The organism is Hymenobacter cellulosivorans, assembly GCF_022919135.1.
GTDB classification, from domain to species: Bacteria; Bacteroidota; Bacteroidia; order Cytophagales; family Hymenobacteraceae; genus Hymenobacter; species Hymenobacter cellulosivorans.
This window is the reverse complement of sequence record NZ_CP095049.1, coordinates 2,311,544-2,325,235: the sequence shown is the minus strand read 5'-3', so window position 1 is coordinate 2,325,235 and position 13,692 is coordinate 2,311,544. Positions and strand designations below refer to the sequence as shown.

The 13,692-nt window shown below is 60.5% G+C and carries 6 protein-coding genes; 2 read left to right on the top strand and 4 right to left on the bottom strand.

Annotation, left to right across the window (positions count from 1 at the left end; genetic code table 11):
• Window positions 1–158 precede the first annotated feature (158 nt).
• Window positions 159–896 carry a LytR/AlgR family response regulator transcription factor gene (locus MUN80_RS09780; protein WP_244722929.1) on the bottom strand — a complete coding sequence of 246 codons (738 nt, stop codon included), beginning with the start codon at window positions 894–896 and terminating at the stop codon, window positions 159–161.
• Window positions 896–1,918, bottom strand: coding sequence for a sensor histidine kinase (locus MUN80_RS09775; protein WP_244722926.1), 1,023 nt, complete (start codon window positions 1,916–1,918; stop codon window positions 896–898). Before MUN80_RS09775 ends, MUN80_RS09780 begins: the two co-directional genes overlap by 1 nt.
• A gap of 258 nt (window positions 1,919–2,176) precedes the next feature.
• Here MUN80_RS09775 and MUN80_RS09770 point away from each other — a divergent pair, with 258 nt between their 5' ends.
• The gene (locus tag MUN80_RS09770) at window positions 2,177–2,923 is read left to right on the top strand and encodes a DUF3108 domain-containing protein (protein ID WP_244722923.1); all 747 of its coding nucleotides are present in this window, start codon (window positions 2,177–2,179) and stop codon (window positions 2,921–2,923) included.
• Between the two features lie 97 nt (window positions 2,924–3,020).
• Here the strand turns inward: MUN80_RS09770 and MUN80_RS09765 are convergent, their stop codons facing one another.
• Window positions 3,021–4,508 (bottom strand): RagB/SusD family nutrient uptake outer membrane protein, encoded by a 1,488-nt coding sequence (locus MUN80_RS09765; protein WP_244722921.1) that lies wholly within the window; start codon window positions 4,506–4,508, stop codon window positions 3,021–3,023.
• An 18-nt stretch (window positions 4,509–4,526) separates the two neighbouring features.
• On the bottom strand, window positions 4,527–7,745 hold the full coding sequence (locus tag MUN80_RS09760; protein WP_244722918.1) for a SusC/RagA family TonB-linked outer membrane protein: 3,219 nt from the start codon (window positions 7,743–7,745) through the stop codon (window positions 4,527–4,529).
• 375 nt (window positions 7,746–8,120) lie between these two features.
• Here MUN80_RS09760 and MUN80_RS09755 point away from each other — a divergent pair, with 375 nt between their 5' ends.
• Window positions 8,121–13,655, top strand: coding sequence for an alpha-2-macroglobulin (locus MUN80_RS09755; protein ID WP_244722916.1), 5,535 nt, complete (start codon window positions 8,121–8,123; stop codon window positions 13,653–13,655).
• Window positions 13,656–13,692: the final 37 nt, after the last annotated feature.

Here is a 13,692-nt window from a genome sequence, read left to right as displayed (position 1 = left end):
ACTCACAAGACTATAAACTAAATACCATAATCCCTCCTACTGCTACCGTATATCACCTTCTTTCCAGATCATCCCTGCGTCCATTTCTCTATCTCGCCGCTGGTTTCGCCTGCCTTCGCTGGTGCTTTCTCCGCATGATGGTTTAGTTCTATTAGTCGCTACTGGGAACTGGGGTCGATGAAGCTGCGGAAGGCTTTGCGGTAGGACTCGCTCACGGGCAGAAACCGGCTGCCGATCTGCACCTTGTCTTTGAACACGGCGTCGATACCCTCCAGGCTTACGATGTAGGAGTGGTGAATGCGGACGAAGTGGGTGGCGGGCAGCTGCTGCTCCAGGGTCTTGAGCCGCTGCAGGCTCACGATGCGCTGCTGCCGGGTGTGAATGGCCACGTAGTCCTTGAGGCCTTCCACAAACAGGATGTCGGTCTGCCGGATCTTGACGAGGCGGGTGCCATCCTTCACGAACAGAAACGGCGAGGACTCGGCAGCGGCCGGAGCGGCGGGAAGGGGCGCCACCGGGCCGGCTGCTACTGCGGCGCCGGGCAGCAGCCGGGCCTGGGCCTTGTGCACGGCCCGCAGAAACCGCTCCAGCGTGATGGGCTTGAGCAAGTAGTCGACCACGTCGAGGTCGTAGCTTTCCAGAGCGTATTCGGAGTAGGCCGTGGTCAGAATCACCAGGGGCTGGCGGGGCAGAATCTTGAGCAGGGCCAGACCGGTCAGCTCGGGCATTTGCACGTCGAGCAGCAGCAGGTCGATGGGGTGGCTGCTGAGCTCCTGCAGAGCCGCCAGCGGGCTGGCGCAGGCCGCGTGCAGGGTCAGAAACGGCACTTTCTCCACGTAATCGGCGAGCAGCTTCCGGGCCATCGGCTCATCGTCCACAATCAGGCAGCGCAGCATCAGGTCAGGGTTAGGGTGAGGTGGACGCGGTATTCCGTAGGGCTGTCGTCTACGCGCAGCGCGTACCGGCCGGGGTAGTGCAGGGCCAGGCGGCGGTGCAGGTTTTGCAGGCCCGTACCGGCGGTGGTCGGGGCCGGAGCCGGGTGCGGCGGACGGCCGTTGGCCACGGTGCAGCTGCACTCTGCGCCGTGCAAATGAATAAGCACCGTGACCCAGGCCTGGGGGTCGGTGGTGCTTACGCCGTGCTTGAAGGCATTTTCCAGAAAGGTAATCAGCAGCAGCGGGGCAATGCGCACCCCGTCGGTGGGGCCCTCCACATCAAACCGCACCGGTATGGGGGCGTTGAGCCGCAGCTTTTCCAGGCTGATGTAGTTCTGCATGTATTCGATTTCCTGGCTGAGGGCCACGGTGGCGTGGTTCGACTCGTAAATCATGTAGCGCATCATCTGGGCCAGCTTGGCTACCACCTCCGGCGTGTTGGGCGACTGGGTATAGGCCAGGTAGTAGAGGTTGTTGAGCGTGTTAAAGAGAAAGTGCGGGTTGATCTGGGCCTTGAGCAGCTTAAGCTCGGCCGTCAGCTGCTCGTTTTCCAGGGCCTTGGTGCGGGCGTCGAGGGCAAACCAGCCCACCACAAAGTGCAGCATGCTCAGGAAAGCCACGATGAACAAGCTGCCCACCACCACCGACAGCACGAAGGCCCCCGACTCCATGTAGCTCTGCTGCATCTGCCCCACTGCCAGCTGCCGCTGTACCCACACCCGCAGCGCTACCACCAGGGTAAAGGGAGCGGCCAGCTCCAGCAAGTAGCGCCCCAGCTGCTGCCGCCGCAGCCCCCGGGGCAGCAGGTAAAAGAAGTTGAGGTAGCCGATCAGGGCGTTGCTCGCCAGCGGCACCAGCGAATTGGCCAAGGCCAGCCGCCAGCCTGCCTCCCGGCTGATCTGGTAGAAGTAAAACGAAAAGTAGACGCCCCAGAACGAGAGGTGCAGCAGCAGCACCCGGTGGCGGCGAAGAAGCCCGAGCATGGCGGTAATGGCAGATAAGGCCCCAAGATACCCGCCACGCTGCGGTCAACCGGCACGCCCCACCGGATTTTCGACCGTTGCGGCCTTTCCCTCGACCCTTGGCTCAGTAGCCGCCGCTAGTTCAGTAGCAGGTCAACGGTTGAGCAAGGTCTGGCAATGGCCGAGTAAGCCGCCACAATGGTCGAATACTGGCAGCAAGCCGACGACGCGGGGCGTACTTGGCGGCTGGTTCTTTTCCCTCACCTTACGCTTTACGCCATGAAACTTCCCGGCTTACTGCTGGCCTTGGCCCTGACGGGTACCGCCCACGCCCAAGCGACGGCGCCCTCCGCCACCGACACGCTGCTGCTCAACCCGCGCCGCAGTGTGGATGGGCAGCTCATCCGGCCCTTCTCTGCCCGCTACACCATGCTCATGCGCCAAGCGGGACAGGAAAAGCCTGTCGGCAGCGTGGCTACCTCCTACGAGTACCTCTCCCGGCCGGGGCAAGAGTTGGCCCTCAAGCGCTCCGTCATTTCCTTTCCTACCGGCGTTATCGTCGACAGCGGCACCGTGGACCGCCGCACCCTCTACCCCCAGGCCCACCGCTCCCACCAACCCAACGGCCGCACCCTGGCCCTGGACTTTGCCGGTGCCCGCGTCACGGGCTTCAACCAGGTGGGCACCCAACGCACCGCCGTCGACCTGACGACCCCGGCCGCTCTGTTCGACTCCTTTTCCGCCGACTTGGTGGTGCAGGCCCTGCCGCTGCGGGCCGGGCAGGCCTTTAAGTTTGCCCAGTACGTGTACGAAAAAGGCGGGCAAGACTGGGTGCAGGGCCGTATCATCGGAGCTCGGACCCTGCCCTCCCCCGACGGCAGGACCAGCCAGCCGGCCTGGGTGGTGCAAACCTTTGGCAAGGACCAAAGCACCGTCACCTACTGGCTCGACGCCTCCACCCGCCGGCTGCTCCAGGTCGAGTTCGTGCAGGCTGGTCGGGAGCTGATTATGCGGCAGGCGGAATAAGCCAGTGTAAGCTACGTGCAACTCAGAACGCCAGGCACACAAAAAAGAGGCTCCCCATACTGGGAAGCCTCTTTTGCATGATAAAAATGAAGGAGCGCTAGTTGCGCGTCATCAGCTTGTTAGTTGCTAGTTCCGCCGCCGGGATGGGCCACACGTACAGCACGTCGGAAGGGGTGACAGCACTAACCGAGCCCTTGCCGGGAATCGGTGCGTTCAGGCGCATGATGTCGATGTTGCGGATACCTTCGCCCAAAAACTCGATGCGGCGCTCGATTAATACCGCATCAACCGCAGCTTCTGAAGTAGCAAAAGCCGTGTACAAGGTGCCATTGGAACGCTGCGACACAGCGTTAAGTAGAGCCAAAGCCTGCGGGTCGGCACCGCCGTTGGTACGGAAGCGGGCTTCGGCCAGGCTCAGCAATACCTCGGCGTAACGGATAACCGGGGCCTTATCGGTGTACGGAGCTCCGTTGGGGTACTTGCGCAGATACGACACATTATTAACCACCGTAACTAGGCTGGTGCGGCGCTCATCGGTGGCCTTAAAAGCCGGGTTAGCCAGGGTGCTGCCGGCTCCAGTGTTCAGACTGTACTCCCCATTACCCAGGGGAGCGGGCAGATAATAGTACGCCAACTGGTTTTGGGTGCCGGGCTGGTTTTGGGCTGAGAACGGGAAGCTCAGAATGCTTTCCAGCGTTTCCTGCGGAGCAGCAAATACGTTGGCTACCGAGGCTGTCAGCGTATGGCGCACGCCGGTTGGGGCCGTGAACGGCGCGGTAGCCGACACAATCTTATCGGCTTCCCGGATAACATCTGCGTAGCGGCCCATGCTCAGGTACACCCGCGTTTTCAGAGCAATAGCCGTGTTACGGTGGGCACGGGTCACGTTCAGCAACGCACTGGTCTGGCTCAGCGGCAGGTTTTGCTCCGCGAAGTCCAGGTCTTTCAGAATCTGAGCGTATACCTCGGCCACGCTGCTGCGGGCCAGGTCGTTATTGCCAAAGTCCATTTCGGCCTGCAGGCGTAGCGGCAGGCCGGGCTTGCTGCCCGCTCCATCAGTGAAAGGCCGGGCGTACAGCTGCAGCAGCGAGTAGTACGTCAGGGCCCGCAGCAACTGCCCCTCGGCCCGGTACTGAGTTACAGTAGCCGTATAATCGGCCGGGAAGGGCGTGGTCGTGAACTTGGCGGCATTTTCGTCGAGCCGGGCCAAAAACACGTTGATCTGGTTGATAGCGGCGTAGCCGGCAACCCAGGTGTTGACTACGTCGTTCTGCGAGGTTTCCGTCAGCGTGTGGTTCCATACTGCCAGGCCGGTTACCCCGTTGGAGGTCCGGTTCAGGAAGTCGTTGGCCCGGATGTCGCTAAAAATCTGGTAGCGGCCACCCAGGAATTGACCGGCCTTTACCCAGGAGTACATATTGTTGACCTGCAGCAGTACCCGGCTTGGGTTATCAAACGCCACGTCGGCCGGAGTCAGCGTAGTGGGAATGGGGGAAAGCTTTTCTTTGTCGCACGAAGTTGTGCCCAGAGCCAGCAGCGCGGCGCAAAGGCCGAGGGCGGTTTTATAAGAAAAAAGAGTCTTCATCAGACGAGAGTACTTGCGTTAGAAACCAATGTTGAAGCCCACCGTGTAGGTGCGCGCCTGCCCGACGGAGTTGCGGTCTACACCTGCACCAGTATTGCTGGCGCCGTTGGTGGAGATTTCCGGGTCGATACCCGAGTACTTTGTCAGCAGCAGCGCGTTCTGTACCTGCGCATAGAAACGGAGGCTGCTCACCCCAAAGCGGGTAATGGCAGTGGTAGGCACCGCGTAGCCCAGCACCACGTTGCGCAGGCGCACAAAGTCGCCCTTCTCCACATTCGACGACATTACCAGAGCCGAGCCGTTGGAAACGTTGTCGCCGTATACGACGCGCGGCCACTCAGCATTGCCCGGGTTTTCGGGGGTCCAGCGGTTGAGGATGTCCACGTCGTTGTTCCAGAAGCGCTGGTCGTGCAGGCCTGATTTGGTGCCGTTATAGATGTAGTTGCCACCGGAGTACTGCACGAACACGCCCAGGTCGAAACCCTTGTAGGTAAAGGTATTATCAACCCCACCGTACCACTTTGGCAGTACTGGCCCATAGAACTGGCCGTCGCCAAGCTGCGTGGGCGAGGGCACGCCCACACCGTCAAGGGTAGTCCAGCCAGTACCGCCGCCCTGGTGGTTGTACTGCACAATAGAGCCATCGGCGCGGCGCAGCATACGACGACCGTTCGCCGGGTTTACACCCTCCGAGGGCACGGCCAGTATTTCGCCTACCGAACGGCCTACTTCCGTGAAGTTTACCGTTTCCAGGCCGGAGGTAGAGGTGGCAATGCGCTGCCCTTCGGTAGCCAGCGCCAGCACCTCGTTTTTCAGGGTCGAGAAGTTGCCGCCCACGGTCCAGGTAAAGCTCGGTTTCCGTATAGCCTGAAACTTCAGGTTTACTTCTACGCCGGTGTTACGCATTTTGCCCACGTTATCCGGAATGGAGTTATTGAGCGAGTTGGCCGGGTCGCCGGGGGCTACGGTGCCGGGAATACCCTTGGAAGGCGCCTGCGGCACGCGCAGAATCAGCCCGTCCACCAAGTTGTTGTAGTAGCTGAAGTCACCGGTGAAGCGGTCTTCCAGCAGGCCGAAGGCAAAGCCTACGTCAGACTTCTTACTGGTTTCCCAGGTCAGGTTTGGGCTGCCGGGGCTGCTGAAGTAAAGCGTGGCGGGGTCGCCGTAGAAGCTATTATCGTAGTAGCGCAGGTAAGCATAGTCGTCGATGCCCTGGCTGTTGCCCACTTCGCCGTAGCTGCCGGTCAGCTTAAAGAAGCTTACGGCTTTGGAGAGGCCGGCATTGTTTTTCCAGAAGCTTTCCTCCGACAGCACATAGCCCGCCGAAGCTCCGTAGAAGATGCCCCACTTGTCGGCCCAGGCCGAATACCCGTCGCGGCGCACGTTGATGGAGAGCAGGTACTTTTTAGCGAAGTCATAGTTCAGGCGGCCGAAAAACGACACCAGATAGTTTTCGCCCTGGAAGTTACCGGCAGCGGCAATGTTGGTAAACAAGCCCTGGTAGTTGCTCAGAAAAGCATCGGCAATGCCGGTCCGGTTGGCGCCCCACCGCTCGGTGCTCGTCTGCTGCTGCTCGTTGCCCAGCAGCAACGACAGGTTATGCCGTTCGCCGAAGAGCCGGTCGTACTGAGCGGTGTTCTGCCAGTTCCAGCGCTTGTTGGTGCGGTAGTAGTTGATGGCCTGCCCGCCTGGGGAGGCTCCGTCGCCAGCCAACGGGGTATAAAAGGCCTTGTCTTCGAAGCTCAGGTTGTTGATGCCGTAGAGCGTACGTATGTTCAGGCCCGGCACCACTTCCCAGTTGGCGTATACACTGCCCTCTATCTGGTTGCTTTCCGAGCGGAAGTAGTTGTTTTCCAGATCTACCAGCGGGTTGTAGTAGCCCGGCAGCAGCGGGGCGTTGTTGGTACCGGTGGGGTTAATATTCGCTCCCGGCCCGATGCCCGAGCCGCTGAGGTTGTAGGTCCCGTCGGGGTTGCGGGCTGGCACGTTGGGCGGCAGCACCAGCGGCAGGCGGCCCAGACCACCGGTTCCGAAGGCTCCGTCGCCTACCGAGCCGGAGTTGGGCGACTGGTTGCGGCTGTTGGAATAGCCCACCCGGGTGCCTACCGTGAACGTTTTGAATACCTTATGATCCAAGTTCAGGCGGGCCGATATACGCTTGAACGTGTTGCCCTCCAGCATGCCTTTCTGGTCGCTGTAGCCCACCGAAGTGAAGTACGTGGTCTTGTCGGTACCGCCCGAAAAATTTACGGTGTTGGCAGTGGAGAAGCCCGTGCGGTAGATGTAGTCATACCAGCGCGTGTCCACGGGGTTACCACTACCATCGAGCGTGGGGCGGAAGCCTTCCACGTTGGTAGCGGGCTGGCCAATGGCGGCGCGGTTGGCGTTCAGGTTGCGTACCGCCTCATTCTTGATATTAATATACTGCTCGGCATTGAGCAGATCGTAGAGCCGCACCGGCTCCGACCAGCCCGCCCAGGAGTCTACCGAAATCTTGCTGGAGCCCCGCTTGCCTTTCTTGGTCGTAACCAGAATTACGCCGCCCGCCGCCCGCGAACCGTAAATGGCCGCCGCCGACGCATCTTTCAGCACCTCAATGCTTTCAATATCGGCCGGGTTGATATTGGCCAGTGGGTTATTGGGTACCGAGCCTACAGCCGAGGTATTGCCACTAAAAGCCGGAATACCGTCGATAACGAACAGCGGCTGCGAACTAAGACTCAGCGAGTTTACACCCCGTACCCGGATAACAGGGGCATTGTTGAGCACGCCGTTGGGCGTGGTGATGTTGACGCCGGTAGCGCGGCCCTGCAAGGCCTGGTCGAAGCTCTGCACCGGAGCCGCGGCTATTTCCTTACCGCTGATAGAAGCCACGGAGCCTGTCAGGTCCCGGCGGGCCTGGGTGCCGTAGCCCACCACGACTACTTCACTCAGCTGCTTGGTGTCTTCTGCCAGGCGAACAGTGAACTTGGATTCGGTGCCAATAACCTGTTCCTGGTTCAGATAGCCCACCGAGCTGATAATGAGGGTACCGCCGCCCTCGGGTACGCTCAGCGTGAATGTCCCGTCTGAGTTGGTCGAGACGCCCGTGGTTGTTCCCTTTACAATAACAGTGGCCCCAGGCAGGCCATTGCCCGACTGATCAACCACCTGGCCTGAAACACTCCTATTCTGCGCCGCTACATGGTGTAGCATGGTCACCGCAAAGAGAGGTGTTATGAGTAAAGCTTTTCTCATGTAAAATGGAGTTAAGAGAGAAGTGAAAGTGAAAGAGCGAACCCCAATCTACATAGTAGTATTCTAATTTTGTTGATTTTAATATTGATTTAATTTTCAATCATATTACTAATTAGCAGCTATAGTTTTATTTTATTATTATTTTTATTGAAATAATATTACATATAAATTCTATTATACTTTCCATAATACATTGGTTAATGACTGAGGATTATGTGCCCTATGCTACCTCCTGCTATTGCTTGTCAAACGCATTGAAAGTCAGCTAATATTTCGCATCCGGAGCCCTAGCTTAGTCTGGTTTCAATTTTTACCTCCTCTGTATATCCTCCTTTTTCTATACCTTCCCGCGTCCATTTTCTTCTCCCTATCCTTATGCTTACCCGCCGCTTATCCCGCCTGCCTTTGCTGGTGTTGCTGCTATTGCTATACGCCTGCTCTAAGTCGGGCACTACCGCTGATTCCAGCCCCGAGGGCGAGGAAATCAGCCCCTATCAGAACATCGTTTTCACTTTCGACGAGCCCGTGGGCGAAGGCCGCGTCAGCCGCTGGGATACCCTGCAGTACGTCGAGTTTGAGCCCGCCGTGCGCGGCAAATTCAAGTGGACCAGTGACCGGGAGCTGACCTTCTCCCCGTCCGAGCCCTTCCGGCCCGCTACGGCCTTTGAGGCCCAATGGAAGCCAGTAGCGCTGGAAGCCCTGAAGCTCAAGAAAGAGCCGCCGCTGAGCAAGCGCAAGTTTCACACCCCCGCCCTACAAATGCACGAGCCCCAGCTGTTCTGGAGCCAGAGCCGGCGGGTGGCGGGCACGGCCGAAATGCGCGCCAACCTGCTCTTCAACTACGCCGTGAAGCCGGCCGACATTCAGCCCCTGCTCAAAGTAACTCAGGATGGCAAGCCCGTAGCTTTCGAAGTCGTGTCGGCTGAAGCCGACAGCATCGTGGGCGTGGCTCTGACCCAGGACGTGCGCCCGGGTTCCCCCGTCACGCTGGAGCTGGCCCCCGGCCTGCACCCGATGGGCTCGGACCGGGCCACCACCCAGCCGTTAACGGCGCAAGTAGCCGTGCCCGACCAGCAAACCTTGCTCGTGCGCGAAGTGGTGGCCTCCATCGTGGAAGGTGACCCGGTTATTACCGTATTGACAAACCAGCCCGTATCGGCGGCGGAAGTACCGGCCCTGCTGAGCGTGGAGCCCGCCGTGGACTACTCCGTGGAGGCCCTGGAAAGTGGTTTTACCCTGAAAGGCGGCTTCGACGTGGATAAGACCTACCAGATCAGCTTGCGTAGCGGGTTGCGCGGGGCCCTGGGCGGACAGCTACCGGAGCCTTTCACCCAAACCGCTTCGTTCGTGGATGAGCGGCCCAGTCTGAGCTTTGCCAACGGCGACAAGGCCATGTACCTCGATGCGCTGGGTACCCGCAACCTGGGCGTGCGCATTGCCGAAATCAAGCAGGTGCAGGTCACCATTGCCAAGGTCTACGCTAACAACATTCAGCAGCTCTTGCGCAACGGCCCGCAGTACGGCTACGACTACGACGAGGACGGCGGCGGGGAAGAAGGCGACGGTGGCGAAGGCGGCTACGAAGACAAGTCGTACAACTACTACGACGTGGAGCAGCTGGGCAACGTGCTGACCGAGCGCACCTACACCGTGGCGGCCATGCCCAAGGAAAACGGCATGCGCCTGCTCAACCTGAGCTTCAAGGACCTGGAATTTACCGGCCCCATGAAGGGCCTCTACGTGGTGAAAGTGCAGGACACCGAGCGGCAGTGGCTGCAGGTGAGCAAGCTCGTATCGGTGTCGGATATCGGCCTGATTGTGAAGCAGGGCAAGGCCGGCCGCACGCTGGTATTCGCCAACTCCATCCGCAACGCCACGGCCCTGAGCGGCGTGAACGTGCGCTTTGTGAGCTCCAACAACCAAGTGATTAGCAGCGCTACTACCAACAGCGCGGGCGTGGCCGTCTTCGACAGCACTGCCGCCACCAGCCGCTTCCGCCTGACGATGGTCACGGCCCAGCGCGAGTCGGACTTCACTTTCCTGAATTTGCCCAGCAGCCGGGTCGAAACCTCGCGCTTTGACGTAGGTGGCCTGCAAAGCAACGCGGCCCGCTACCAGGCCTTCCTATACGGCGACCGGGACCTGTACCGCCCCGGCGACACGATTCAAACCAACACCGTGGTTCGCACCGAGGGCTGGCAGGCCCCACCGGCCAACCTGCCGGTGAAAATCCGTCTGCTGCTACCCACGGGTAAGGAGTACGCCAGTCTGCGCAAAAAGCTCTCGGCCGACGGCTCGTTTGAGTCGCGCTTTATCCTGCCCGCCGGCATCATGACCGGCCTCTACACCCTGGAAGTCCTGACTGGCAACGACGTGCTGCTGACTTCGCGCACCATTTCGGTGGAAGAGTTCATTCCCGACCGGCTGAAGGTGACGGTGAAAGCCGCGCCAGCCGCCGTAGGTCCGGGCCAGGCGGTGAATGCCAACATCACGGCCATGAACCTGTTTGGCCCGCCTGCGTCCGACCGGAAGTTTGAAGTGGAATTCTCGCTCAAGGAAAAGCCCTTCAACCCTAAGAAGTACGCCGACTACAACTTCTACATCTATACCGGCGAAGCGCGCCGCCGCTACTTCGGCCAGCAGGAAAACAGCTCCATTTCCGACCGGTTTGAGAAAACCGTGCGCGAAGGCACCACCGACGCCAGCGGCAACGGCACAGCCACCTACGACGTGCCCGACTACCAGGACCTGGGCACCTTGGAAGGCTCGGCCTTTGCCACGGTGTTCGACGAAAGCGGCCGGCCCGTGAACCGCCTGGCTACCTTCGAAGTGCAGACCCAGCCAGTGATGTTCGGCATTCAGTACCTGCCCGAGCTGGTCAGCACCCGAGAGGCCCAGACCTTGCGCTTCGTGGCCCTGACGCCCAAAACGGCCGAGCCCACGCGGGCCGAGGCCCAGATTAAGATTGTGCGCATGCTGTGGGAAACGGTGGTTGAGCGCCAGGGTGGACGCTACCGCTACACGTCCCAGCGGCGCGAGGTGCCCATCCTGACCCAGAACCGCACCATTGACGGCATGTTCACGCTCGATTTCACCCCGGCTTCGTCGGGCGAGTACGAGGTGCGCATTTCCCGGCCGGGCGCAGCTACGAGCGTAACCAGCCACCTCTACGCCTACGGCTACGGCGACACCCAGAGCAATTCCTTCGAAGTCAACAACGAGGGCGAGGTGACCATTGAAGCCGACAAGGAGAAGTACCAGCCGGGCGAAACGGCCAAGCTCCTGCTCAAAACGCCCTTCGCCGGCCGGGTGCTCATCACCGTGGAGCGCGACAAGGTGCTCGACCATTTCTACGTCAACACCGATGAGAAGTCGGCCCGGGTGAGCATCCCGATTCACGGCAACCACGTGCCCAACATCTACGTGACGGCCACCGCCATCCGCGAAATTACCGACAACCGCCTGCCGCTCACGGTGGCCCGGGGCTTCGTGCCGCTGACGGTGGAAAAGCCCGGCGCCAAGCTGCCCGTAACGCTGACCGTAGCCGAGCAGAGCCGCTCCCAGACCTGGCAGACCCTGGAGGCCAGCACCGCGCCGGGCGCGGCTGTGACCTTTGCCGTCGTGGATGAGGGCATCCTGCAGATGAAGGACTACCGCACGCCCGACCCCTACGGCTACTTCTACCAGAAGCGCGCCCTGGAGGTGAATGCCTACGACGTGTACCCTTTCCTGCTGCCCGAGCTGGGCACTAGCTCCTCCGGCGGCGACGGGGCCGACCTTTCGCGCCGCACCACGCCCGTGCCCTCGCGCCGGGTGAAGCTGCTGGCCAAGTGGAGCGGGGTGCTGCGGGCCGATGCCAACGGCAAAGTGCGCTACAAGCTGCGCATCCCGCAGTTCAGCGGGGCCGTGCGCGTCATGGCCGTGGCCTACAAGGGCGACGCCTTCGGCTCGGCCGAGCAAACCATGCGCATCGCAGACCCGGTGGTTATCAGCACCAGCCTCCCCCGCTTCCTCAGCCCCGGCGACACGATTGACGTGCCCGTCACGCTGACGAATACGACGAAGAGAAAGGTAAGATTGGATGTGATGCCGTTGGTTGACGGGCCTTTGGAGCCAATTGTTAAGACAATTATAGCAGGAGGCCATACCGCCGGACTTACTCCCACAGTAACTCTTAGTCCGAATACCGAAGGGCGGATTCAATTACGTTTTAGGGCTAAACAGCAAATAGGAAATGCTACTGTAAACGTTAAAGTTGCTGCTTTTAATCCGGCAGATGCAGGTAGCCAGGCTTTCGAAACCTTCACTGAAACCATCGAAATACCCGTCCGTCCGGCTTCCCCACTGGAAAAGGTATCCGGTTCGGGCGTGGTGAAGGGTGGCAGCAACCAGGCGCTGAACCTGAAAACAGCCTTTATTCCCTCCACCCTGCGCAGTCAGCTGGTGGTGAGCCGCTCGCCGATGACGGAGTTTGCCAAGGACTTGCGCTACCTGTTGCAGTACCCCTACGGCTGTTTGGAGCAAACCGTGTCAGCTGCCTTCCCCCAGCTCTACTACGGTGATTTGACCGCCACGCTCAGCCAGAAAACCGGCAAGCAGGCCAAGGGCACGCGCTTCAACCCGAACTACAACGTGCAGGAAGCCATCCGCAAAATCGAGTCCCAGCAGCTCTACAACGGCAGCCTGAGCTACTGGCCCGGCGGCGACTACGACAACTGGTGGGCCACCACCTACGCCGCTCACTTCCTGCTCGAAGCCCAGCGTGCCGGCTTTGAGGTGAACAAGAGCCACCTCGACAAGGTGCTGCAATACCTGCAGGCCCGCACCCGCAAGCGCGAAACCGAGGAGTACGACTACTTCGACGTAAGCAGCATTGCCCGCCGCAAGGTCATTGCCAAGAAGGAAATTCCCTACAGCATTTACGTGCTGGCCCTGGCCGGCCGTCAGGATGCCGTGGCGCTGAACTACTACAAGTCGAATAAACAGTTGCTGGCCCAGGACTCGCGCTTCCTGCTGGCGGCAGCCCAGGCCGTGGGCGGCAACCAGAAAGCCTACCGCGACCTGCTGCCCACCACCTTCACCGAAACTGCCGCCCACCGCGCCTTCGACGGCTCGTTCTACTCTCCCATCCGCGACGAGGCCCTGGTACTCAACTCCCTGCTCGAAGTGGACCCCGGCAACGCCCTGGTGCCCAAGCTCACCCGTCAGCTCAGCCGGCAGGTGAAGCAAGCCACGTGGCTGAACACCCAGGAACGGGCCTTCTCCCTGCTGGCCTTAGGCAAAGTAGCCCGGCAAAACGCCAAGAGCACGGCCACAGCTTCCTTATTGGCCGACGCCAAGGAAATCGGCAAGTTCACGGGCACCGATTTGACCGTAAACAACGTGGCCAACCGTCAGGTAGCCCTGCGTACCACCGGCACCGGCAGCCTGTACTACTTCTGGGAAACCGAGGGCGTGTCGCCGCTGAACACCGTGCGTCAGGAGGATTCCTTCCTCAAAGTGCGCCGCGAGTTCCTGGACCGTAACGGCAAGCCCGTCAGCAGCACCACCTTCCGGCAAAACGACCTGGTCGTGGTGCGCATCACGATTCAGTCGGCCGACGCGGCTGGGGAAGTGCCCAACGTAGCCATTACCGACCTGCTGCCCGCCGGCCTGGAAATCGAGAACCCGCGCATCGGGGCCGTGCGCGACATCGACTGGGCCACGGACGCCGCCACGCCCGACTACCTGGACATGCGCGACGACCGGCTCAACCTGTTCACGACCGTTTCGACTTCACCAAAGTCGTTCTACTACGTGGCTCGGGCCGTATCAAAGGGCACTTTCCGCCTGGGCCCGGTCAGCGCCGACGCCATGTACAACGCCGAGTACCATAGCTACAACGGGGCCGGCGTGGTGCGGGTACGGTAAGATTCGAATCACACTGAACACGTCATGCGGCGCAGCA

Bases quoted from the DNA above. Each gene is read 5' to 3' on its own strand.
- MUN80_RS09775 (WP_244722926.1), bottom strand. From the start codon at position 1,918: ATGCTCGGGCTTCTTCGCCGCCACCGGGTGCTGCTGCTGCACCTCTCG.
- MUN80_RS09765 (WP_244722921.1), bottom strand. From the start codon at position 4,508: ATGAAGACTCTTTTTTCTTATAAAACCGCCCTCGGCCTTTGCGCCGCG.
- MUN80_RS09755 (WP_244722916.1), top strand. From the start codon at position 8,121: ATGCTTACCCGCCGCTTATCCCGCCTGCCTTTGCTGGTGTTGCTGCTA.
- MUN80_RS09760 (WP_244722918.1), bottom strand. From the start codon at position 7,745: ATGAGAAAAGCTTTACTCATAACACCTCTCTTTGCGGTGACCATGCTA.
- MUN80_RS09780 (WP_244722929.1), bottom strand. From the start codon at position 896: ATGCTGCGCTGCCTGATTGTGGACGATGAGCCGATGGCCCGGAAGCTG.
- MUN80_RS09770 (WP_244722923.1), top strand. From the start codon at position 2,177: ATGAAACTTCCCGGCTTACTGCTGGCCTTGGCCCTGACGGGTACCGCC.